Annotated in this window: 20 protein-coding genes; 15 read left to right on the forward strand and 5 right to left on the reverse strand. The window is 72.7% G+C overall.

The window, feature by feature from the left end; genetic code table 11:
• On the forward strand, nucleotides 1–666 hold a 666-nt coding region (locus L7D48_RS10255), incomplete at its 5' end, for a hypothetical protein (RefSeq protein ID WP_237878672.1).
• A gap of 328 nt (nucleotides 667–994) precedes the next feature.
• On the opposite strand, the gene L7D48_RS10260 is transcribed toward L7D48_RS10255, so the two are convergent.
• Nucleotides 995–1,582, reverse strand: a complete 588-nt coding sequence (locus L7D48_RS10260) for a CGNR zinc finger domain-containing protein (RefSeq protein ID WP_237878673.1) — start codon at nucleotides 1,580–1,582, stop codon at nucleotides 995–997.
• A 73-nt stretch (nucleotides 1,583–1,655) separates the two neighbouring features.
• On the opposite strand from L7D48_RS10260, the gene L7D48_RS10265 reads away from it, so the two are divergent.
• A complete protein-coding gene (locus tag L7D48_RS10265; RefSeq protein ID WP_374491866.1) occupies nucleotides 1,656–2,921 on the forward strand; it encodes an MFS transporter in 1,266 nt (421 codons plus the stop codon).
• Nucleotides 2,922–2,939: 18 nt separating this feature from the next.
• On the opposite strand, the gene L7D48_RS10270 is transcribed toward L7D48_RS10265, so the two are convergent.
• A complete protein-coding gene (locus L7D48_RS10270; RefSeq protein WP_237878674.1) occupies nucleotides 2,940–3,509 on the reverse strand; it encodes a Uma2 family endonuclease in 570 nt (189 codons plus the stop codon).
• Between the two features lie 155 nt (nucleotides 3,510–3,664).
• Here L7D48_RS10270 and L7D48_RS10275 point away from each other — a divergent pair, with 155 nt between their 5' ends.
• The 5 genes from L7D48_RS10275 (at nucleotide 3,665) to L7D48_RS10295 (ending at nucleotide 8,628) form a co-directional block, all read left to right on the forward strand.
• Nucleotides 3,665–4,867: a CdaR family transcriptional regulator gene (locus tag L7D48_RS10275; protein WP_093654693.1), complete on the forward strand. Its 1,203-nt coding sequence runs from the start codon at nucleotides 3,665–3,667 to the stop codon at nucleotides 4,865–4,867.
• Nucleotides 4,868–4,967: 100 nt separating this feature from the next.
• The gene (locus tag L7D48_RS10280) at nucleotides 4,968–5,924 is read left to right on the forward strand and encodes an ACP S-malonyltransferase (RefSeq protein ID WP_237878687.1); all 957 of its coding nucleotides are present in this window, start codon (nucleotides 4,968–4,970) and stop codon (nucleotides 5,922–5,924) included.
• Nucleotides 5,925–5,938: 14 nt separating this feature from the next.
• Nucleotides 5,939–6,943: a ketoacyl-ACP synthase III gene (locus L7D48_RS10285; protein WP_237878675.1), complete on the forward strand. Its 1,005-nt coding sequence runs from the start codon at nucleotides 5,939–5,941 to the stop codon at nucleotides 6,941–6,943.
• Between the two features lie 86 nt (nucleotides 6,944–7,029).
• Complete coding sequence (locus L7D48_RS10290) at nucleotides 7,030–7,278, forward strand: acyl carrier protein (protein ID WP_093848993.1); 249 nt, start codon at nucleotides 7,030–7,032, stop codon at nucleotides 7,276–7,278.
• Nucleotides 7,279–7,365: 87 nt separating this feature from the next.
• Nucleotides 7,366–8,628, forward strand: coding sequence for a beta-ketoacyl synthase (locus L7D48_RS10295; RefSeq protein ID WP_237878676.1), 1,263 nt, complete (start codon nucleotides 7,366–7,368; stop codon nucleotides 8,626–8,628).
• A 142-nt stretch (nucleotides 8,629–8,770) separates the two neighbouring features.
• Here the strand turns inward: L7D48_RS10295 and L7D48_RS10300 are convergent, their stop codons facing one another.
• Nucleotides 8,771–9,265 (reverse strand): DUF3145 domain-containing protein, encoded by a 495-nt coding sequence (locus L7D48_RS10300; protein WP_093654684.1) that lies wholly within the window; start codon nucleotides 9,263–9,265, stop codon nucleotides 8,771–8,773.
• Nucleotides 9,266–9,664: 399 nt separating this feature from the next.
• Here L7D48_RS10300 and L7D48_RS10305 point away from each other — a divergent pair, with 399 nt between their 5' ends.
• The 8 genes from L7D48_RS10305 to L7D48_RS10340 all read left to right on the forward strand — a co-directional run bounded on the left by L7D48_RS10305 (nucleotide 9,665) and on the right by L7D48_RS10340 (nucleotide 19,418).
• Nucleotides 9,665–10,579 carry an SGNH/GDSL hydrolase family protein gene (locus tag L7D48_RS10305; protein ID WP_256462672.1) on the forward strand — a complete coding sequence of 305 codons (915 nt, stop codon included), beginning with the start codon at nucleotides 9,665–9,667 and terminating at the stop codon, nucleotides 10,577–10,579.
• A gap of 112 nt (nucleotides 10,580–10,691) precedes the next feature.
• Complete coding sequence (locus L7D48_RS10310; protein WP_237878678.1) at nucleotides 10,692–11,852, forward strand: mandelate racemase/muconate lactonizing enzyme family protein; 1,161 nt, start codon at nucleotides 10,692–10,694, stop codon at nucleotides 11,850–11,852.
• A gap of 226 nt (nucleotides 11,853–12,078) precedes the next feature.
• Nucleotides 12,079–13,134 (forward strand): alcohol dehydrogenase catalytic domain-containing protein, encoded by a 1,056-nt coding sequence (locus L7D48_RS10315; RefSeq protein WP_237878679.1) that lies wholly within the window; start codon nucleotides 12,079–12,081, stop codon nucleotides 13,132–13,134.
• Between the two features lie 101 nt (nucleotides 13,135–13,235).
• Nucleotides 13,236–14,246 carry a hypothetical protein gene (locus L7D48_RS10320; RefSeq protein WP_237878680.1) on the forward strand — a complete coding sequence of 337 codons (1,011 nt, stop codon included), beginning with the start codon at nucleotides 13,236–13,238 and terminating at the stop codon, nucleotides 14,244–14,246.
• A 5-nt stretch (nucleotides 14,247–14,251) separates the two neighbouring features.
• Nucleotides 14,252–15,394, forward strand: a complete 1,143-nt coding sequence (gene chvE / locus L7D48_RS10325; protein WP_237878681.1) for a multiple monosaccharide ABC transporter substrate-binding protein — start codon at nucleotides 14,252–14,254, stop codon at nucleotides 15,392–15,394.
• A 27-nt stretch (nucleotides 15,395–15,421) separates the two neighbouring features.
• Entirely contained in the window at nucleotides 15,422–16,987 is a 1,566-nt protein-coding gene (mmsA, locus tag L7D48_RS10330; protein WP_237878682.1) for a multiple monosaccharide ABC transporter ATP-binding protein, read from the forward strand.
• Nucleotides 16,984–18,252: a multiple monosaccharide ABC transporter permease gene (mmsB, locus tag L7D48_RS10335; protein ID WP_237878683.1), complete on the forward strand. Its 1,269-nt coding sequence runs from the start codon at nucleotides 16,984–16,986 to the stop codon at nucleotides 18,250–18,252. The genes mmsA and mmsB overlap by 4 nt, the downstream gene beginning before the upstream one ends.
• Complete coding sequence (locus L7D48_RS10340) at nucleotides 18,249–19,418, forward strand: aldose epimerase family protein (RefSeq protein ID WP_237878684.1); 1,170 nt, start codon at nucleotides 18,249–18,251, stop codon at nucleotides 19,416–19,418. The genes mmsB and L7D48_RS10340 overlap by 4 nt, the downstream gene beginning before the upstream one ends.
• A 53-nt stretch (nucleotides 19,419–19,471) precedes the next feature.
• Here L7D48_RS10340 and L7D48_RS10345 read toward each other — a convergent pair whose 3' ends face one another.
• On the reverse strand, nucleotides 19,472–20,980 hold the full coding sequence (locus L7D48_RS10345) for an alpha-N-arabinofuranosidase (RefSeq protein ID WP_237878685.1): 1,509 nt from the start codon (nucleotides 20,978–20,980) through the stop codon (nucleotides 19,472–19,474).
• 62 nt (nucleotides 20,981–21,042) lie between these two features.
• Complete coding sequence (locus tag L7D48_RS10350) at nucleotides 21,043–21,999, reverse strand: arabinan endo-1,5-alpha-L-arabinosidase (RefSeq protein WP_374491875.1); 957 nt, start codon at nucleotides 21,997–21,999, stop codon at nucleotides 21,043–21,045.
• Nucleotides 22,000–22,037 lie beyond the last annotated feature (38 nt).

Below are 22,037 nucleotides of genomic sequence, written 5' to 3' on the forward strand. Positions count from 1 at the left end.
CGGGAGGGGCCGGGAGTCCTGGAGCGCGTGTGGCACCGTGTCCGCATGTCCAACGATGTCGCGTACCCCGTCCTCCGCACCCGCGACGCGGCACTGGCGCTGAGTACGGCGCGGCGGCTGATGGCGGTCGGGGACCGGCGGCACGCGCGGGTCTCCGTGGACGCCGAGCTGCCCACCACCGAGGACGTGCTCCGCGTACGGAGCGCGCTGCCCGACGTGTGGTTCCGGACGGAGAACGCCGAGGAGTGGGCGCGGTTCCCCTCCGACCCGACCGGCCTGCTCGGCGGCCTCCCGGCCCGCTCACTCCCCACCGACCCGGCCGGCTGGGCAGGGCTGCTGCCCCTGTGGGCTTCCATGCTCGACCAGGCTGTGGGAAGTGTCGAGGACGCCTTCGTGGACCTGGTGGGGCCGCACGTCGGCGAGATCTGCTGGCACTCGCTCGCCTGGCCCGAGGCCGAGGAGCCGGCTCTGGCCTGGGAGGGCACACACGCCATGGTCACCCTGCTGCTCAACACCCGTACCCGCGAACTGGACGAGCGTGCCGACGAGCACACCGTTCTGGTCCATGTGCGCCTCGGGAACCTCGACGGGTACGAGGAGAGGCAGGCGTCCTGGCTGGCCTCCCGCGTCGGCCTGTCGGTCATCGGCCCTGCGCAACGCCCCTGAGAGGCCGGGCCGCCTCCGTCCGCTCGGCCGCCTCGGCCCGGGTGAGGCCGCGCTCCCGCCTCACCTCGGCCGGCCTCCGGGCCCGCGCCTCGGCCGACAGACGCCACGCGCCCTCCTCGAACGCCCTCCTCCCGCCTGCCGGTTCCCCCGCACGCCGACGGCGGCCGCTCTCCGACCACTTGACGAAACCGTTCACCGCCCCGCCCCCCCTCGCGGCCGGCTGTCATGGAACACCTCGGTCTCGTCCGCTTCCACCCCGTTCGGCAGCGGCCCCACGATCGGTGATCGCCGCGGCGGTACGTGCGTACCGCACGGCTCCGCCCCGATCTCACCGCCGGCCGGGCGGGTCGCCCCTGCCGTCCTCCCTGCGGCGGCGTCGGTGGGCCGTCACGCGGGCGCGGGAGGCGCAGGTGGCCGAGCAGTAACGGCGGGCGCTGCCGGGGCCGGTGTCCAGGTAGAAGGCGGAGCAGCCGGGGGCGGCGCACTCGCCCCAGGCGGCGCGGCCGTACTCGGTGAGGATCTGCGCCAGGGCCAGGGCGCTCGCGGCCAGGAACCAGTCGACCCAGCCCGCGTCCTCGTCCCGGTCCACGTGGAGGTGCCAGGGATGGCGCCCTCCGTGGTCGGTCAGGCGGGGGCGGGCACCGCACTCGGCGAGGATCCCGTTGAGCGCGCGGGCGGCCCGGCCGGTGTCGGTCTCGGCCAGTACGGCCGTCATACGGGCGACGGCGGAGCGCAGTTCGGCCGCGCAGGCCGGTGGGAACGCCTCCTCGGTGAGGTCCTCGGGCCGCTCCCCGTGGCGGACGAGCAGTCCGGCCAGTTCCTCCCGGGGCAGCTCCGGTTCGGCGCGGAGGGCGTTGGCGAGTTCGACCAGCCGCCGGGCCGGCCGGAATCCGCGTCCGGTGACCACATCGTTCACTTGCCTCTCCCCTCGCCCGCATCGCACAGGGTAACGTCTTTTTCCAAAATGGCGTTACACGCTGGAGGTGCCCGTGCGTCCGCACACCGGGCTGAGGCCCTACCTGGTCACCGCCCTCCTCGCACGGCTCGCCGGGGAGGGCATGGCGGTGGCCGTGGTGATGCTGGCGATGCACCGCACCGGCAGCGCCGCCCAGGGCGCGTTCGTGCTCACCGCCTGGATGGCGCCGCACGTACTGGCCGCGCCGCTGACGGGGGCGCTGGCCGAACGGGCCCGCAACCCCCGGCTGTTCCACCTGTGCGCGCTGGGCGGCATGGCGGCCGGCATCGCGGTGCTGGCGGCGATCACCGGACGCGCGCCCCTGCCCGTGGTGCTGGCCGTCGCCGCCCTCGGCGGCGGTTGCGGCCCGGTGGCCACCGGCGGACTGTCCGGCCTGGTGGCCCGTCTGGTGCCCGAGGGGACCGACCGCGACCGCGCGTACGCCCTGGACGCGGCCACCTACAACGCCGTGTCGGTGGCCGGTCCCGCCCTGGTGAGCGTGATCGCCGCGCTGGCCTCGCCCGCCCCGGCCGTGGTGCTGCTGGCCGTTTCGGCGGCGGGCGCGGCCGTCACCGCGGCGGCGCTGCCGTACGGGCGGGCGGACACGGGCGGAAGCGGGGACGGGAGCGCGGCGCCCGGCCCGGAGTCCCGCAGGACGCTGCGGGCCGATCTCGGGGCGGGCCTGGCGGCGGTGTGGCGCGTGCGGGAGCTGCGGGCGGTCACCGCCGCCACCTCCCTGGCCTTCGTCGGCATCGGCGGCCTGACCACCACCGCGGTGCTCCTCGCCGACGACCGGGGCCGCCCGGACGCCGGGGGCGTGCTGATGACGGCGCTGGCGCTCGGGGCGCTGACGGGCTCCCTGGCGGTGGCCCGGTGGCTGCGGTCCTTCCCCGCCCGGCGTCTGGTACCCCTCTGCCTGACCGGTGCGGGCCTGGGCCTGGCCGCCGCCGCTGCCGCGCCCTCGTTCACCGCGCAGGCGGCGCTGTTCGCGGTGGCGGGCGTCTTCGAAGGGCCGCTGCTGAGCGCCACGCTGCGCATCCGCGCCGACCACTCCCCGCCCGGGGTGCGGGCGCAGGTCTTCACCATCGGGGCGGGGCTGAAGATCTCGGCGGCGGCCTGCGGTTCGGCACTCGCCGGAGCCGCGGCGGGGCTGCCGCCGCAGCTGTTGCTGCTGGGGATCGCGGCCCTCCAGTTCGCCGCCGCCGGACTCCACCGCCTCCTGCGTCCCCGTCCGCGCCCGGCCGGGAAACCGGCCGCCCGGGCCGGTGCCCCGGCCCGCGGGCAGCGAACCTCCGGCTGAGCCTCCGCGCCGGGGCGTTCAGCCGTACGTCGGGAAGACGGAGGTGTCCACCGTCCAGTCGCCCACCCGCACCGTCTCGCCGAAGGCGAACTCCGTGGAAGTGCCGTAGCGCGGACCTTCCGGGGTGCGGTGGATGCCGGAGTAGAGCGCCCCGGTGCCCTTCCGGGGGTCGAGCAACAGGTAGTAGGGGATGCCCATCGCCGGGTAGTCGCGGGTCTTCCCCTCGTAGTCGTTCTCCGGGTTGGTCCGCGAGACGACCTCGACCACGACCTCGACATCGTGGGGGTGGACGGCCTCGCCCGTCTCCAGGCAACTCTCGGGAAAGACCATCACGTCCGGCCGCCGTCTGACCCCCACGGCGGGGTCCTCCAGGTCGGCGCCGCCGTGGGCGATGAGATCCACCCCCTGCCGCTCGATCTGGGCGTCGAGTTGCTTGCCCACCCGGCGGACGATCAGTTCGTGCTGATTGCTCGGGGACAACATCATGACGATCTCTTCGCCGCTGATCTCGACGGCCCGGACCTCCTCGGGGATGTGCCTGCTCAGCTCCTCGGCGATCTCGGCCATACGCTCGTAGTCGACGGACATCGCGCTCCCCTGAGAACAGAACTCCCTGACCGGCTCCGCCGTCATCGTAAGCCGTACGCGCCGGCGCCGGGCGGGCACCGGCCCCGGACCCCGCCCGTTGTACGGATCCGACACCCGCCACCCATACGGCCGTACCAATAGGGCAGTCTTGTCCCGTGCCAGAACCCACTCAGACACCAGCACCCGACAAGCAGCGCCCCCACCCGCACCCCGCGACGCTGCGGCGGCTGGAGCAGTCCTCCGGCAAGCTGGCCGCCGCCGCCCTCACCCGCATGGGAGAGCAACTGCCCTGGTACCGGGCGATGCCGCCGGAGAACCGGTCGTGGATCGGCCTGGTGGCGCAGGCGGGCATCGCGGCGTTCACCGAGTGGTTCCGGCATCCCGAGACGCCCCAGGCGATCAGCACCGACGTGTTCGGCACCGCGCCGCGCGAGCTGACGCGGGCGATCACGCTGCGGCAGACCGTGGAGATGGTCCGCACCACCATCGAGGTCGTGGAGGCGGCGATCGACGAGGTCGCCGCGCCCGGCGACGAGAGCGTGCTGCGCGAGGCGCTGCTGGTCTACGCCCGCGAGATAGCGTTCGCCACCGCCCAGGTGTACGCGCAGGCCGCCGAGGCGCGCGGCGCGTGGGACGCGCGGCTGGAGTCGCTGGTGGTCAACGCCGTGCTCTCCGGCGAGGCCGACGAGGGGGCCGTCTCCCGTGCGGCGGCGCTGGGCTGGAGCTCCCCCGAGCATGTGACGGTCGTGCTGGGCACCGCGCCCGACGGGGACAGCGAGCTGACGGTGGAGGCGATCCGGCGCGCCTCCCGGCACGCCAAGCTCCAGGTGCTGACCGGGGTGCTGGGCGACCGGCTGGTGGTCATCGCCGGTGGCTCGGACGATCCGCTGCACGTCGCCAAGTCGCTGATCGGTCCGTTCGCCGCGGGCCCGGTGGTGGCCGGTCCCGTGGTGGGTGACCTGCTGTCGGCGACGCGGTCGGCGCAGGCGGCCGCCGCCGGGCTGAAGGCGTGTGCCGCGTGGCCGGACGCGCCGCGTCCGGTGCTCGCGGACGATCTGCTGCCCGAGCGCGCGATGGCCGCGGATCCCACCGCGCGGGCGCTGTTGGTGGAGGAGATCTACAGACCGCTCCAGGAGGCCGGAGCCGCTCTCCTGGAAACCTTGAGTGTTTATCTGGAGCAGGCGAGCAGTCTGGAGGGGGCCGCGCGGATGCTGTTCGTGCACCCCAACACCGTTCGCTACCGGCTGCGACGTGTGACGGACGTCACCGGGTGGTCCCCCTCGGACGTCCGTTCGGCGTTCACGCTGCGCGTCGCGCTGATCCTGGGTCGTCTGGCAGACGGGGGCGGGCAGATATAGTCATGCCCATCGGTTTTGTCGGCCTCCCACAATTCCCCTGACCGTTCTTCGTGCCGGTCCCCACCGGCGTGGACATCCGTCGACAAGAGAGAGTGTGAGAGTGCTCGTACTCGTCGCTCCCGGCCAGGGCGCCCAGACGCCCGGCTTCCTGACTCCCTGGCTCGAACTCCCCGGCGTCGCCGACCGGCTGCGTGAGTGGTCGGCCGCCATCGACCTGGACCTGGTGCACTACGGCACCGAGGCCGACGCCGAGCGGATCCGCGACACGGCCGTGGCCCAGCCGCTGCTGGTGGCCGCGGGGCTGGTCTCCGCGCAGGCGCTGCTGGAGGGCGTCCCGCTGGACTCCCTCGGTGCCGTCGCGGGCCACAGCGTGGGTGAGCTGACCGCCGCCGCGGTCGGCGAAGTCCTCACCCCCGAGGCCGCGATGGCGCTGGTGCGCACCCGTGGCCGGGCGATGGCCGAGGCCGCCGCCGTCACCCCGACCGGCATGACCGCCGTCGTCGGCGGCGATCCGCGGACGGTGACGGAGCATCTGGAGAAGCTGGGGCTGACCCCGGCCAACGTCAACGGCGCCGGCCAGATCGTCGCCGCCGGCACCATGGAGCAGCTCGCCGCCCTGGCCGAGGACAAGCCGGAGGGTGTGCGGATGGTCAAGGCCCTGTCGGTGGCGGGCGCCTTCCACACCCACCACATGGCCCCGGCCGTCGACGCGCTGGCGAAGGCCGTCGAGGGCGTGGCGCCCAAGGACCCGCGCGTGCCCTACGTCTCCAACCGGGACGGGCGGGCGGTCGCCGGCGGCGGCGAGGTCCTGGAGCGCCTGGTGCGGCAGGTGGCCGGTCCGGTGCGCTGGGACCTGTGCATGGAGACGTTCAAGGAGATGGGCGTCACCGCGCTGATCGAGGTGTGCCCCGGCGGCACCCTCACCGGCCTGGCCAGGCGTGCCCTGCCGGGTGTGAAGACGCTGGCGCTGAAGACCCCCGAGCACCTCGACGCGGCCCGTGAGCTGATCGCCGAGCACGCCTCTCCCGCGGCCCAGCGGCCGGACAGCAGTCGATAGGAGCTTGCGAGAGCATGACCGCGAAGATCAGGCCCGCGAAGGGCGCACCGTACGCGCGCATCCTCGGAGTCGGCGGCTACCGTCCGAGCCGTGTGGTGCCCAACGAGGAGATCCTCAAGCACATCGACTCGTCCGACGAGTGGATCCGCTCCCGTTCGGGCATCACCACCCGGCACTGGGCCGGGCCGGAGGAGACCGTCGCCGAGATGACGCTCGCCGCGGCGGGCAAGGCGATCGCGGACGCGGGGATCACCCCCGAGCAGATCGGCGCGGTCGTGATCTCGACCGTCTCCCACTTCAAGCAGACGCCCTCGATCGCCACCGAGGTCGCCCACCGGCTGGGCACCGGCAAGGCCGCGGCCTTCGACATCTCCGCGGCCTGTGCGGGCTTCGGCTACGGCCTGACCATCGCCAAGGGCCTGGTGGTGGAGGGCAGCGCGCAGTACGTGCTGGTCGTCGGCGTCGAACGGCTGTCGGACCTGACGGATCTGACGGACCGCACCACCGCCTTCCTCTTCGGCGACGGCGCCGGGGCGGCCGTCGTCGGCCCGTCCGAGGAGCCCGCCATCGGCCCCACGGTGTGGGGTTCGGAGGGCGACAAGGCGGACGTCATCTCGCAGACCGTGCCGTGGGACGACTACCGCGAGGGAGGGGTCGAGAAGTTCCCGGCGCTCCGCCAGGAGGGCCAGACGGTCTTCCGCTGGGCGGTCTTCGAGATGGCCAAGGTCGCCCAGCAGGCGCTGGAGGCGGCCGGGATCACCTCCGACGACCTGGACGTCTTCATCCCGCACCAGGCCAACATGCGGATCATCGACTCGATGGTGAAGACCCTCAAACTGCCGGAGCACGTCACGGTCGCCCGCGATGTGGAGACCACCGGCAACACCTCGGCCGCCTCCATCCCGCTCGCCATGGAGCGGCTGCTGGCGACCGGGCAGGCGAAGAGCGGCGACACCGCGCTCGTCATCGGCTTCGGGGCGGGTCTCGTCTACGCGGCGACGGTCGTTACCCTCCCATAGCCGGATGTTCCGCACCGCAGCACACCGCACCGCAGTACACCGGACCGCAACACACCACGCGTAACACGAAACGAAGGAGCGCCATCATGGCCGCCACCAAGGAAGAGATCGTCGAGGGTCTCGCCGAGATCGTCAACGAGATCGCCGGCATCCCGACCGAGGACGTCCAGCTGGACAAGTCCTTCACCGACGACCTGGACGTCGACTCGCTGTCCATGGTCGAGGTCGTCGTCGCCGCCGAGGAGCGCTTCGGCGTCAAGATCCCGGACGACGACGTGAAGAACCTCAAGACCGTCGGCGACGCGGTGGACTACATCCTCAACCACCAGGACTGACCGGTCCGCACGCCCGTTGAAGCGTTTGTCGCCACCCGCCCCGCGGTGGCGGATGACCGCACTTCCCCTACCAGTGGAGAAATTCCTGTGAACGCGACCCACCACACCGTGGTCGTCACCGGTATCGGCGCAACCACACCGCTGGGTGGCGACAGCGCATCGACGTGGGAGGGCCTGCTCGCCGGCCGCTCCGGGGTCAGGGCCCTGGAGCAGGAGTGGGCGGCCGAACTGCCCGTGAGGATCGCCGCGCGGGCGGCGGTCGACCCGTCCGAGGTCCTGCCCCGTCCGCTCGCCCGCAAGCTGGACCGCTCGGCGCAGTTCGCGCTGATCGCGGCCCGCGAGGCGTGGGCGGACGCCGGCTTCGAGGGCCGGGCCGGAGAGGGCGGCCAGGTGGACCCGGGCCGGCTCGGCGCCGTCGTGGCCTCCGGCATCGGCGGTGTCACCACCCTGCTCGACCAGTACGACGTGCTCAAGGAGAAGGGCGTACGCCGCGTCTCCCCGCACACCGTGCCGATGCTGATGCCCAACGGGCCCTCGGCCAACGTGGGCCTGGAGGTGGGCGCCCAGGCGGGCGTGCACGCCCCGGTCAGCGCCTGCGCCTCGGGCGCCGAGGCGGTGGGCTACGCCGTGGAGATGATCCGCACCGGACGCGCCGACGTGGTCGTCGCGGGCGGCACCGAGGCGGCGATCCACCCGCTGCCCATCGCGGCGTTCGCCAACATGATGGCGCTGTCGAAGAACGACGGGGATCCGGCGAAGGTCTCGCGCCCCTACGACAAGGCCCGCGACGGCTTCGTGCTCGGCGAGGGCGCGGGCGTCGTGGTGCTGGAGTCGGCCGAGCACGCGGCCCGGCGCGGCGCGAAGGTGTACTGCGAGGTGCTGGGGCAGGGCCTGTCCGCGGACAACCACCACATCGCGCAGCCCGAGCCGACCGGCCGGGGCATCTCCGACGCCCTGCAGAGCCTGCTGGAGGCCACCGGCCTGAAGCCCTCGGAGGTCGCGCACCTCAACGCGCACGCCACCTCCACCCCGCAGGGCGACGTCGCCGAGGTCAAGGCGCTGCGCAAGGTGCTGGGCTCCGACCTGGACCATGTCGCCATCTCCGCCACCAAGTCCATGACCGGTCACCTGCTGGGCGGCGCGGGCGGCATCGAGACGGTGGCGACGGTGCTGGCGCTGCACCACCGCACGGCGCCGCCGACCATCAACGTCGACGACCTGGACGAGGAGATCGACGCCGACATCGTGACCGGCGGACCGCGCCCGCTGGGCGAGGGGCCGCTGGTGGCGATCAACAACTCCTTCGGCTTCGGCGGCCACAACGTCGTCGTGGCCTTCCGCACCGCCTGAGCGCGGGCCGAGGCCTGGCGCGGCAGGCGCGCGCAACGCCCGAGGGGCCCACCGGACATCGTCCGGCGGGCCCCTCGGGCGTCAGGCCCCGGAACGCACCGTCCGGTCCACCGGGCTCGCGGCCGCGGCGGCGCCGCCGGTGTCAGACCACCTGGTGCAGCCAGCGCACCGGGGCGCCCTCGCCCGCGTAGCGGAAGGGCTCCAGCTCGTCGTCCCAGGGCTTGCCGAGGAGCTTGGAGATCTCGGCCTCCAGCTCGGTCTCGCCGCGCGCGGCGCGGTCCACGGCGGCGCGCAGCCGGTCCTCGGGGATGAGGATGTCGCCGTGCATGCCGGTGACCGCGTGGAAGATGCCCAGCTCGGGGGTGGAGCTGTAGCGCTCGCCCTCCGCCGTGGAGCAGGGCTCGGAGGTCACCTCGAAGCGGAGCATGCGCCAGCCGCGCAGCGCGGAGGCGAGTTTGGAGGCGGTGCCCGGTTCGCCCTGCCAGGAAAGCTCCGCGCGCCAGGTGCCCGGGGAGGCGGGCTGCTTGATCCAGTCGAGGCTGACGCGGGCGCCGAGCACTCCCGCGACGGCCCATTCGACGTGCGGGCACAGTGCGCGGGGGGCGGAGTGCACGTACAGAACTCCACGTGTCGTCACCGGGACCTCCTGTGTGGTTCGAGTGCGACCTTCCGTGGCGGCCTCGAATCCCTGCCGGCCATGCGCCGGGTCACCGGTCGACATCTTGTCCCATCGGTCACGTGTCTTCCGGCACCCGAAGTTACGAACAGTAAACACTATCCGTGCCGATTCTCCCTAAAAGGGACAGCAAGTGACGCGATGTAATCTGTCAAACGTGTCCGGCGGCCATTTTCGGACCGTCATGGCAAAAGCTACCGTGCCACGGCACCCATGGGGTGACGTACCGTCGGCCGAGGCGGTCAACCCACCCGTCCGAACCATCACCCCACCGGGACACAGGAAGGAACGGGGGGAGCACTCGTGCGAGACAACACGCCGTCCGGCCCTCCGCCTGCGGGACGCACCCGCCGCGGAGGGCTGCCGCCCGCCGCCTGGGCCGCGGTCGCCGCCGTCGTGGCCCTCGTCGTGTTCGCCGTGTCGTGCGGCGGCTTCGGCGGTGGTGCGCCGCACTCCCGGGGCGCGTCCGCCGGGGCCCACCCCTCCTCCCCGCCCTCGCCCTCGCCTTCGCCCTCGCCCTCGCCCTCGCCCTCGTGGGACACCGGCCCCGACTCGCTGGCGGCCCTGGGCGACTCCATCACCCGCGCCTTCGACGCCTGCTCGCTGCTGGACGACTGCCCGGAGGCCTCCTGGGCCACCGGCACCTCCCCGGAGGTGGACAGCCTGGCCCGGCGGCTGGGCATCCCCGCCGCCGCGACCTGGAACCACGCGCGCTCCGGCGCCCTGATGGCCGAGCTTCCCGCCCAGGCCGAGAAGGCGGCGGCGCACCGGCCGGAGCTGGTGACGGTGCTGATCGGGGCGAACGACGCCTGCCGGCCGACGGTGGAGCGGATGACGCCGGTGCAGGAGTTCCGCGCCGACTTCGCCGAGGCACTGCGCACCCTGCGCCGGGTCTCGCCGAGGACCCAGGTGTACGTGGCCGGCGTGCCGGACCTGGAGCGGCTGTGGTCCCTGGGGCGGTCCCATCCGGTGGCCGCCCAGGTGTGGCAGCTGGGCATCTGCCCGTCGATGCTGGGCGGGGCGCAGGCCTCGGACGCCGGGGCGGCGGAGCGGCGGGCGAAGGTGTCGGCTCGGGTTCGGGCGTACAACGCCGCGCTGGCGGAGGTCTGCGAGCGCGACAAGCGCTGCCGGCACGACGGCGGAGCGGTGCACGACTACCGCTTCACCGCCCGTGAGCTGAGCTCCTGGGACTGGTTCCACCCCGGCCCGGAGGGCCAGCGCGCACTCGCCGAGATCGCGCACCGGCAGGTCACCGCCGCTTCCCCGCCTGCCTGAGCGGCGGAAATCCGCGTCCGCCCCATTGACGCCGGTCGGCGCCCGTCATTACATTCGCGCCAGCATTTCGAACGTGTGACGAAATATCGAACGGCAGAGAAGGGCAGCCGCTGTGCGCATCACCGGGATCAGCACGCATGTCGTCGGTACTCCGTGGCGCAATCTGACCTACGTCCAGGTGCACACCGACGAGGGACTCACCGGCGTCGGCGAGACCCGTATGCTCGGTCACACCGACGCCCTGGTCGGCTATCTGCGCGAGGCCGAGGCCAACCACATCACCGGATCCGACCCCTTCGCGGTCGAGGACCTGGTGCGGCGCATGAAGTACGGCGACTACGGGCGGGCCGGGGAGATCGTGATGTCCGGCATCGCCTGCGTGGAGATGGCCTGCTGGGACATCAAGGGCAAGGCCCTGGGCGTGCCCGTGTGGCAGCTGCTGGGCGGCAGGGTGACCGACCGGGTCAAGGCGTACGCCAACGGCTGGTACACCGTCGAGCGCACCCCGCAGGCGTTCCACGAGGCGGCCCTGAGAGTCGTCGGGCGCGGCTACCGGGCGCTCAAACTCGATCCGTTCGGCACCGGTCACTTCGAGCTGGACCACGCCGAGACGCTGCGCTCGGTGGCCCTGGTGGAGGCGGTGCGGGACGCGATCGGGCCGGAGTGCGAGCTGCTGCTGGAGATGCACGGCCGCTTCAGCCCCGCCACGGCCGTCCGCATCGCCCGCGAGGTCGAACCGTTCCGGCCGAGCTGGCTGGAGGAGCCGGTGCCGCCGGAGAACCTCAAGGCGCTGGCCAAGGTGGCCGAGAAGGTGGACATGCCCATCGCCACCGGCGAGCGCATCCACGACCGCATCGAGTTCCGCGAGCTGTTCGAGTCCCAGGCTGCCGACATCATCCAGCCGGATCTGGGCCACATCGGCGGCATCCTGGAGACCCGCAAGCTCGCCGCCACCGCCGAGACCCACTACATGCTGGTGGCGCCGCACAACGTGGGCGGTTCGGTGCTGACGGCCGCCTCCCTCCAACTGGCCGGCTGCACACCGAACTTCAAGATCCTGGAGCACTTCAACGACTTCGCGGACGCCGAGATCAAGAAGGTGGTCAAGGGCGCGCCGGAGGTCGTGGACGGCTACTTCTCCCTCCCCGACGCCCCCGGCCTGGGAGTGGAGCTGGACACCGACGCGGCGGCGGAGTTCCCGCAGCAGCAGGCCCGCTTCGACCTGTGGGCCGAGGGCTGGGAGAAGCGGGATCCGCGCGGAGCCCGGTCGTGAGACGGGGCGCGTGCCGGGGGCTCACGGCGGCCGGGCCGCACGCCCCGGCCGCACACCGGTGCGGCGCGTACGGTCCGGCAGGGGGCGGCTCCGCGGCGGCCGGTCTCCCGGGTGGTGGTGACACGCCCGGGTGTTCGGCGCAGAATCCACCGCGGGGGGCGGCCGTCCGTCCCCCGGCGGGCGCCGAGGGCGCCGGCGGTCCGCGCGCCGTGAGGAGGAACCGGTGGTGAACGCACCCGCACACACCCCGGCGCCGGACGGCGTCCGCGCCGCGGGGCGCGCCGTCCTGGTGGAGCGGCCCGGCGGCCACCGGCTGGTGGAGACGCCCCGCGCCGAGCCCGGTCCGGGCGAGGCGCGGGTGGCCGTGTACGCGGCGGGCGTCTGCGCCAGCGACCGCGAGGTGTACGCGGGCACCCGCGCCGAGGGCTACGTCCGCTACCCCGTCGTGCCCGGCCACGAGTGGTCCGGCACGGTGGAGGCGGTCGGGCCCGGCGCCGACCCGGCGCTGGTGGGGCGGAAGGTGGTGGGCGAGGGGTTCCGCGCCTGCCTGGTCTGCGACCGCTGCCGCGAGGGTGCCACCAGCCTGTGCACCGGCGGCTACGACGAGACCGGCTTCACCCGGCCCGGTGCCTTCGCCGACTTCCTCGTCCTGCCCGCCCGGCTGCTGCACGTCCTCGACGACCGTGCCGACCTGCGCTCGGCCGCCCTGCTGGAGCCGGCCGCCGTGGTGGCGGCGGCGGTGCTCGCCGGCGGGCCGCGCCCGGGCGAGCGGATCGCCGTGGTCGGGGCGGGCACGCTCGGCCTGCTGGCCGTGCAGTTGCTGGCCGCCGTCTCCCCCGCCGAGCTGCTGGTCGTCGATCCCCGCACCGAACGTGCCGGGCAGGCACTGCCCATGGGCGCCACCGGGGTGTGCGCACCGCCCGAGACCGCCGGCCTGCGCGGCCGCTACGACCTGGTGGTGGAGACCGCCGGCGCGCCCACCACCGCCCACGACTCCTGCCTGCTGGCCCGGCGCGGCGGGCGGGTGGTGCTGACCGGGCTGCCCGGGCCGGGCGCACGGGGCATCGACCCCGTCCATCTGTCCGTCAGTCAGCTCACCGTCCGGTCCGTCTTCGGCGCCCCGCCGGCCGCCTGGGCCCATGCGGTGCGGGCCTTCGGCGCGGGTCTGCTCGCGCCCGCGCCCCTGATCACCCACGAGCTGCCGCTGGAGGACTTCGCCACGGCCGTCGCGCTGGTCGGCGGCGGCGATCCGGGGGTCGGCAAGGTCCTGCTGCGGCCCTGATCCCGCCTTCCCGGCCGCTCACGGCCCCGGCCCGCGCCTTCGACCGCGAACGACGTACGAGATACCGAACGAGATCGAATCAGATCGAACCAGGGAGCATCGTGACCGACGCGTCTATCAAACCCTCAGGCCCCCGCCGTCCCGGCGAGGCCGCCTTCGCCTCCCTCGGCCACCCCTGTCCCGACCGGGACCCCTGTGACTCCTCCCCGCACACCTTCCCCGACGGCGGCACCTGGCGCACCGAGATCCCCTCCGTCGAGGGGCCGGAGGCGCTGGCCACCGTGTTGAAGGAGGCCGAGGCCCTGGACGTCCCCGTCCACCGCATCAGCCAGGGCAGCGGTGTGTGGATGCTCACCGACGCCGAGATCTCCGAGATGGCCGGCGCCTGCGCCGAACGGAACGTGGAGCTGTGCCTGTTCACCGGGCCGCGCGGCACCTGGGACGCCGGCGCCGGCACCCGTACGCCCTCCGGCGGCGCGGGGCTGCGCGCCCGCGGCCACGACGCGCTCGCCGGGTGTGTCGAGGACGCCGTACGCGCCACCGAACTCGGTGTGCGGTGCCTGCTGGTGGCCGACGAGGGCGTGCTGTACACACTGCACCGGATGCGGACGCGCGGCGTCCTGCCGGCCGACACCACCCTCAAGGTGTCGGCCCTGATCGGCCCGGTGAACCCGGCCTCGTACGCCGTCTTCGAGCGGCTGGGCGCCGACTCGGTCAACGTGCCCTCCGATCTGACCCTGGAGCACCTGACCGAGATCCGCCGGGTCAGCCGCGCCCCGATGGACTTCTACCTGGAGGCCCCCGACGACCTCGGCGGCTATGTGCGGATGTACGACGCCGCCGAGCTGATCCGGCGCGGGGCGCCGGTCTACCTCAAGTTCGGGCTCAGCAAGGCCCCCGCCATCTACCCCTACGGCGCGCACCTGCGCGACACGACCCTGGACACCGCCCGCGAGCGGGTCCGCCGCGGGCGGCTCGCCCTGGACCTGCTGGCCCGCCTCGGCGCCGGGGACGGGATGTCCCCGCCCGGCTCCCGTCTGCCCGGCCCCCTCAACCGCTTCCCCGACGAACCCGGAACATCCGCCGACGCCGCCACGTCCGAAGGGAACTGACCGCCATGCGCGACCACAGCCACCGCACCCGTGCCCGCACCCGCACCCGCACAGCCGCCGTCGGCGCCTGCGCCGCCCTCGCCCTGTCCCTCACCGCCTGCGGCCAGAACTCCGACGGCGGCGGGAACGGCGGCGCCGGCGGCGACGCCGAGGGCGGCACGATCGGCATCGCCATGCCCACCAAGTCATCCGAACGGTGGATAGCCGACGGCGAGAACATGGTGAAGCGGTTCGAGGCCGCGGGCTACGAGACCGATCTGCAGTACGGCGACGACAGAGTGGAGAACCAGGTCGCGCAGATCGAGAACATGATCTCCAAGGGGCACGAGGCCCTGGTGATCGCCGCCATCGACGGATCCTCGCTCACCGACGTACTCGGCCGGGCCGAGGACGCCGGCATCCCCGTCATCGCCTACGACCGCCTCATCCGCGGCACCGGGAGCGTCGACTACTACGCCACCTTCGACAACTTCAAGGTCGGCGAACTCCAGGCCCGCTACATCGTCGACGCCCTCAAGCTGGAGGAGGACGGCGGGGGTACGGACGAGAAGTCCAACCTGGAGCTGTTCGCCGGGTCGCCCGACGACAACAACACCGGCTTCTTCTTCAGGGGCGCGATGAGCGTCCTCAAGCCCCACATCGACGACAAGCGACTGGTCGTGCGCAGCGGCCAGACCGAGATGAACCAGGTCACCACCCTGCGCTGGGACGGCGGCACCGCGCAGAAGCGCATGGACGACCTGCTCAGCCGCTACTACGGCAGCGAGCGCGTGGACGCGGTCCTCTCCCCCTACGACGGCATCTCCATCGGCATCATCTCCGCGCTCAAGAGCGCCGGTTACGGCACGAAGGCCAAGCCCTACCCCGTCGTCACCGGCCAGGACGCCGAGCTGGCGTCCATCAAGTCGATCATCGCCGGCCAGCAGACCCAGACCGTCTTCAAGGACACCCGCAAGCTCGCCGAGCAGGCCGTGCGGATGACCGAGGCCGTGCTGAAGGGCGACGAGCCCGAGGTCAACGACACCGAGTCCTACGACAACGGCGTCAAGACCGTCCCCGCCTACCTGCTGGAGCCGGTCAGCATCGACGAGTCCAACACCGAGCTGCTCGTGGACGAGGGCTACTACACCGCCGACCAGCTCAGGTAGCCCGGTCCCCACCCCCCAGGAGCAGTCATGAGCAGCGTTCTGGAGATGCGCTCGATCACCAAGACCTTCCCCGGGGTCAGGGCGCTGTCCGGGGTCGATCTCACCGTCCGGCCGAAGGAGGTCCACGCGGTCTGCGGGGAGAACGGAGCCGGCAAGTCGACGCTGATGAAGGTGCTCAGCGGCGTCCATCCGCACGGCAGCTACGAGGGCGAGATCCTCTTCGAGGGCGAGCCGTGCGCCTTCCGCGACATCCGGTCCAGCGAGCGGCGCGGCATCGTCATCATCCACCAGGAACTGGCGCTGGTGCCCTACCTGTCCATCGCCGAGAACATCTTCCTGGGCAACGAGCACGCCTCCCGCGGCGTCGTGCGCTGGGGGGAGACCGTCCGCCACGCCGCCGAACTGATGCGGCGGGTCGGGCTGCGCGAGAGCCCGCACACCCGCGTCGCCGACATCGGCGTGGGCAAGCAGCAGCTGGTGGAGATCGCCAAGGCGCTGGCCAAGAAAGTGCGGCTGCTGATCCTGGACGAGCCGACCGCCGCCCTCAACGACGAGGACAGCGCCAAGCTGCTGGGCCTCATAGGGGAGCTGCGCTCCCAGGGCATCGCCTGCATCCTCATCTCCCACAAGCTGGGCGAGATCCGCGAGGTGGCGGACACCGTCACCGTCCTGCGCGACGGGCGGACGGTCGAGACCCTCGCCGTCCGCCCCTCCCCCGGCGCCCCCGCCGAGGTCTCGGAGGACCGGATCATCCGCGGCATGGTCGGCCGCGACCTGGACAGCCGCTTCCCGCCGCGCACCCGCTACCGGGGGGCGGACACCGGGCGGACGGCGCTGGAGATCTCCGGCTGGACGGTCCGTCACCCGGTCGACCACCGGCGCAAGGTCGTCGACGACGTGTCGCTGAACGTGCGGCGCGGCGAGATCGTCGGTCTCGCGGGCCTGATGGGCGCGGGCCGCACCGAGCTGGCGATGAGCGTCTTCGGGCGCTCCTACGGCCTGTACGCGGGCGGCACGGTGCGGATCGACGGACGGGAGGCCGACACCCGCACCGTGCCGCGGGCGGTCGCGCACGGCCTGGCGTACGTCACCGAGGACCGCAAGACCTACGGGCTGAACCTGATCGACACCGTCAGCCGCAACATCTCCCTGGCCTCGCTGCCGAAGCTGGCCCGGGCCGGGGTGGTGGACGAGCACCGGGAGCGGCGGGTCGCCGAGGGCTACCGCGACTCGATGAACATCAAGACCCCGACCGTCCACGAGCAGGTCGGCCGGCTCAGCGGCGGCAACCAGCAGAAGGTCGTGCTCGGCAGGTGGGTGCACGCCGATCCGGAGGTGCTGATCCTCGACGAGCCCACGCGCGGCGTCGACGTCGGGGCGAAGTACGAGATCTACACCGCCGTCGACCGCCTCGCCGCCCAGGGCAGGGCGGTGCTGCTGATCTCCTCCGAGCTGCCGGAGCTGCTGGGGATGTGCGACCGGATCTACACCATGGCGGCCGGGCGGCTGACCGGCGAGGTGGCGCGCGAGGACGCGGACCAGGAAGTGCTGATGCGTCATATGACGAGGGACGGAAGCCGAGGCGATCGATGACGACCGAAGAGAGTGTCGCGCGCAAGGGGCCGGGAGGACCGGCGGGCGGGCCCGGCCGGCCGGCCGGGGGCGCCCGGAGCGGTACGGGCGGCGGCGCCGGGGCGCTGCTGCTGCGGACCGTGCGCTCCAACATGCGGCAGTACGGGATGCTCGTCGCGCTGGCGCTGATCGTCGTGCTGTTCCAGATCTGGACCGACGGCAATCTGCTCAAGCCCGTCAACGTCTCCAACATCGTCCAGCAGAACAGCTACATCCTGATCCTGGCCATGGGCATGATGATCGTGATCATCGCCGGCCACATCGACCTGTCCGTCGGCTCGCTGGCCGCCTTCGTCGGGGCCGCGGCGGCCGTGCTGATGGTCCACCACGACATGTCCTGGCCTGCGGCGCTGGCCTGCTCGCTGCTGATCGGCGCGGCGGCCGGCGCCTGGCAGGGCTTCTGGATCGCCTATGTGGGCATCCCGTCGTTCATCGTGACCCTGGCGGGGATGCTGCTGTTCCGCGGCGGCACCCAGATCCTGCTGGAGGGGCAGTCGCTGGCGCCCTTCCCGCGCGGCTTCCAGAACATCAGCCAGGGCTTCCTGCCCGAGGGCGGCCCGCTGGACAACTACCACGACCTGACGGTGCTCATCGGCGTGGTCGTGGTGGCGGTCGTGCTGTTCCAGGAGTGGCGCGGCCGGCGCCGGCAGCGGGAGTACGAGCTGGAGGTGCTGCCGCTGAGCCTGTTCGTCCTCAAGTGCGTGGCGATCGTGGCGGCGGTGGTGGCGTTCACCCTGACCCTGGCCAGCTACCGGGGCGTCCCGGTGGTGCTGCTGATCATGTGCGGCATCCTGATCGGGCTGGGCTTCGTGATGCGCAACGCCGTCGTCGGCCGCCATGTGTACGCCCTCGGCGGCAACCGGGCCGCGGCCAGGCTGTCGGGCGTGAAGGACAGGCGGGTCACGTTCCTGGTCTTCGTCAACATGGGCGTGCTGGCGGCGCTGGCGGGCTGCGTGTACGCCGCCCGGCTGAACGCGGGCACCCCGCAGGCCGGCATCAACTTCGAGCTGGAGGCGATCGCCGCCGCGTTCATCGGCGGAGCCTCGATGAGCGGCGGTGTGGGTACCGTACTCGGGGCCGTCATCGGCGGTCTGGTGCTCGGCGTGCTCAACAACGGCATGTCCCTGGTGGGTATCGGCACCGACTACCAGCAGGTCATCAAGGGCCTGGTCCTGCTGGCGGCGGTGGGATTCGACGTCTGGAACAAGAGGAAGGTGGGCTCGTGAGCACCAGCAGACGCAGTGTGATCGGCGCGGCCGCCGCGGCCGGTCTGGCAGCGGCGGCGACCGCGGGACCGGGAGCCGGGGCCGCGCAGGCGAAGCCGGGAGGGCCGTCCGCTCCGCGCCGCGCCCGCTTCGGCGAACTGGCGGACGGCACGGAGGTGGACGTCTGGACCCTGTCGTGCGGGGGCACCCGGCTGCGGGTGCTGTCCTACGGCGGCATCGTGCAGTCCCTGGAGGTGCCCGACCGGCACGGCCGGCCCGCCAACGTCTCGCTCGGCTTCTCCGACCCGGCCTCCTACGAGGCCCGCTCCCCCTACTTCGGCGCGCTCATCGGCCGCTACGGCAACCGCATCGCGCAAGGCCGCTTCACCCTGGACGGCAGGGTGTACGAACTGCCGCGCAACGACGGCGACAACACCCTGCACGGCGGCGACCGCGGCTTCGACAAGCGGATGTGGGCGGTGGAGCCGTTCATCCGGCGCGGCGAGACGGGCCTGGTGCTGACGCGCACCAGCGAGGACGGCGAGATGGGCTTCCCCGGAAGACTGGAGGTCCGGGTGGAGTACACGCTGGACCGCCGCGGCGACTTCCGGATCGACTACGAGGCCACCACCGACAAGCCCACCGTCGTCAACCTCACCAACCACACCTACTTCAACCTCGCGGGCGAGGGCTCCGGCAGCGTCCTGGACCACGAGCTGGAGATCGCGGCCTCCCGCTACACACCGGTGGGCGAGACGCTGATCCCCACCGGCGAGCTGGAGCGGGTGGCGGGCACGCCCTTCGACTTCCGGCGGGCCAAGCCGATCGGGACGGACATCCGCAAGGCGCACCCGCAGATCCTGTACGGGCAGGGCTACGACCACAACCTGGTGCTGGACAAGGGCATCACCGCCGGACCCGAGCACTTCGCCACCGTCCGCGAGCCGGTCTCGGGCCGGGTGATGCGGATCGCCACCACCGAGCCGGGCGTGCAGTTCTACAGCGGCAACTTCCTCGACGGCACCCTGGAGGGCACCTCGGGCCGGGTCTACCGGCAGGGCGACGGCTTCTGCCTGGAGACCCAGCACTTCCCCGACTCCCCCAACCAGCCGTCGTTCCCCACCACCGTGCTGCGGCCGGGGCGCACCTACCGCTCCACCACCGTCCACTCCTTCTCCGCCGAGTAGACCGGGCTGGGCGCGTACCGCCGATGTCGTCGGCACATCGGTCCGTCGGCGCGTCAGACGAGCCGGATCATGTTCCACGACATCGGCTCCAGGGTGGCGCGCAGCACCCCGCCCGCCAGCTCCGCGCCCTCCCCCCGGTGGGGGGTGACCCGCTCGGGGTCGGCCAGGGTGTTGCGTGCCTCGGGGTCGGCGTCGGCCAGCACGCTGTGCTCGGCGACCCGCTCCAGGTCCAGCCCGTGCAGGGCGACCTCCAGCGGCAGGGCGGCGTGCCGGCCGCGGTTGACGGCGAAGACGGTGACGGCGCCGGTGGCCTCGTCCCGCACCGCGGTGGCGTGCAGCAGCGGCACCTCGCCGTACTTGGCCGTGGTGTACGTGGGCGACTGCACCCGCACTTCCAGCACCTGCCCGCGCCCGTGGCGGGATGCCTGGGCGAAGGGGAAGAAGGTGGTCTGCCGCCAGGCCGGGCCGCCGGGCTCGGTCATGATCGGGGCGATGACGTTGACCAGCTGCGCCAGGCAGGCGACGGCCACCCGGTCGGCGTGGCGCAGCAGGGCGATGAGCAGGGAGCCGAAGACGACGGCGTCGGTGACGGTGTAGTTGTCCTCCAGCAGCCGGGGCGCCTCCTCCCAGTCGGGCAGCGGCTCGGCCTGGAAGCGGCGCTGGTACCAGACGTTCCACTCGTCGAAGGAGAGGTTGATGCGCTTGGGCGACTTCAGCCGGGCCCCGACGTGGTCGCAGGTGGCCACCACGTTCTCGATGAAGGACTCCATGTCCACCGCGGAGGCCAGGAAGGAGTCGCGGTCCCCGTCGGTCTCCTCGTAGTAGGCGTGCAGGGAGATGTGGTCGACCAGGTCGTAGGTCTCGGCCAGGACGGTGGCCTCCCAGGCGGCGAAGGTGTCCATCGCCTGGCTTGAGCTGCCGCAGGCGACCAGTTCCAGGGAGTCGTCGAGCTGGCGCATGGCGCGGGCGGTCTCGGCGGCCAGCCGGCCGTACTCGGCGGCGGTCTTGTGACCGGTCTGCCAGGGGCCGTCCATCTCGTTGCCCAGGCACCACAGCCGGATGCCGTAGGGCTCCTTGTCGCCGTGGGCGGCGCGCAGGTCGGACAGGGCGGTGCCGCCGGGGTGGTTGGCGTACTCCAGCAGCTCGCGGGCCTCCGCCACGCCGCGGGTGCCGAGGTTGACGGCCATCATGGGCTCGCCGCCGACCTTGCGGACGAAGTCGATGTACTCGGCCAGGCCGAAGCGGTTGCTCTCCACCGACCGCCAGGCGGCGTCCAGGCGGCGGGGGCGCTGCTCGGCGGGCCCGACGCTGTCCTCCCAGCGGTAGCCGGAGACGAAGTTCCCGCCGGGGTAGCGGATGGCGGTCACGCCCAGTTCGCGGACCAGTTCCAGGACGTCGGTGCGCAGGCCCTGCTCGTCGGCACGGGGGTGCCCGGGTTCGAAGACCCCCGTGTAGACGCAGCGGCCGAGGTGCTCCACGAAGGAGCCGAACAGCCGGGGGTCGACCTCGCCGACGGTGAAGGCGGGGTCGAGGGTGAACCGGGCCGGATGGGCGGTGCTCATGGATTCCTTCCGTCGGGGGACGGGGTGGGGCCCGGTTGGACCCCACCCCGGGTTGAAAGGTTTCAGTAAACTACCGGCCAGCCGCCTTCCCAGCGCATCAGGTTGATGCCGAGGGTGGGCGAGCCGTTGTTGTCGCGGTCGTAGTAGTGGTAGACGAGCAGGTCGCCGTCGACGTCCGACATCACGGACTGGCCGCCGGGGCCGACGACCCGGCCGTGGGTCTCCAGGACGACCGTTCCGCCGTTGTCGCGCATGTCCCTGCCGCCGCGGTCGCGGAACGGCCCGGTAGGACTGGTGGAGCGGCCGACGCGGATGCTGTAGGTGCTGTCGGTGCCGGCGCAGCACTTGTCGAAGGAGGCGAACAGGTAGTAGTGGCCGCCCCGCTTGACCAGGGTCGGTCCCTCGATGCCGTTGCTGGTGGGGTTGCGGGCGGCCACGGAGTACAGGGTGCGGTCGCCGGGGTGCTGCTTGCCGGTGGACGGGTCGAGCCGGATCATCTTGATCCCCGTCCACCAGGAGCCGAAGGTCATCCACCACTTGCCGTCGTCGTCGACGAACAGGTTGGGGTCGATGGCGTTGTGGTCCGAGCCGGTGGTGGTGGCGTACACCGGGCCGTGGTCGGTCCAGGTGCCGGGCAGTCCGCTGGGGCTGGTGGCCACGCCGATGGCGGAGTGGCTGGAGCCGAAGGTGGACAGGGAGTAGTACAGCCAGTACCGGCCGCCCCGTTTGGAGACGTCCGGCGCCCAGGGGCTGCGCTCGGGCGAGTACCGGCCCCACCAGGAGGGCGGGTTGGGGAACGCGGCCCCGGCATGGGTGAAGTGGACGCGGTCGGTGGAGATGCGCGCCTGGGGACCGTTGTGGGTGGAGTAGAGGACGTACCGGCCGTCGTCGAGGCGGACCATCGACGGGTCGTGCACGGAGACGTCGCCGGTCACCCGGCCGGGCCCCGGGTAGGCGGAGGCGCTGCCGGGGACGAGGGCCATGAGCGTGCCCAGCAGGGCGGCGGCCAGGGCTGTCAGGTGCCGCCGAGTGGGCCTGCGGAGGGACGGGCGGGGGG

The organism is Streptomyces sp. ICN903, assembly GCF_022015835.1.
Lineage (GTDB): Bacteria > Actinomycetota > Actinomycetes > Streptomycetales > Streptomycetaceae > Streptomyces > Streptomyces fenghuangensis.

Coding starts and splice junctions, on each gene's coding strand:
- L7D48_RS10270 (WP_237878674.1), bottom strand. CDS start 3,509: ATGTCCGTCGACTACGAGCGTATGGCCGAGATCGCCGAGGAGCTGAGC.
- L7D48_RS10285 (WP_237878675.1), top strand. CDS start 5,939: ATGACCGCGAAGATCAGGCCCGCGAAGGGCGCACCGTACGCGCGCATC.
- L7D48_RS10290 (WP_093848993.1), top strand. CDS start 7,030: ATGGCCGCCACCAAGGAAGAGATCGTCGAGGGTCTCGCCGAGATCGTC.
- chvE (WP_237878681.1), top strand. CDS start 14,252: ATGCGCGACCACAGCCACCGCACCCGTGCCCGCACCCGCACCCGCACA.
- mmsA (WP_237878682.1), top strand. CDS start 15,422: ATGAGCAGCGTTCTGGAGATGCGCTCGATCACCAAGACCTTCCCCGGG.
- mmsB (WP_237878683.1), top strand. CDS start 16,984: ATGACGACCGAAGAGAGTGTCGCGCGCAAGGGGCCGGGAGGACCGGCG.
- L7D48_RS10345 (WP_237878685.1), bottom strand. CDS start 20,980: ATGAGCACCGCCCATCCGGCCCGGTTCACCCTCGACCCCGCCTTCACC.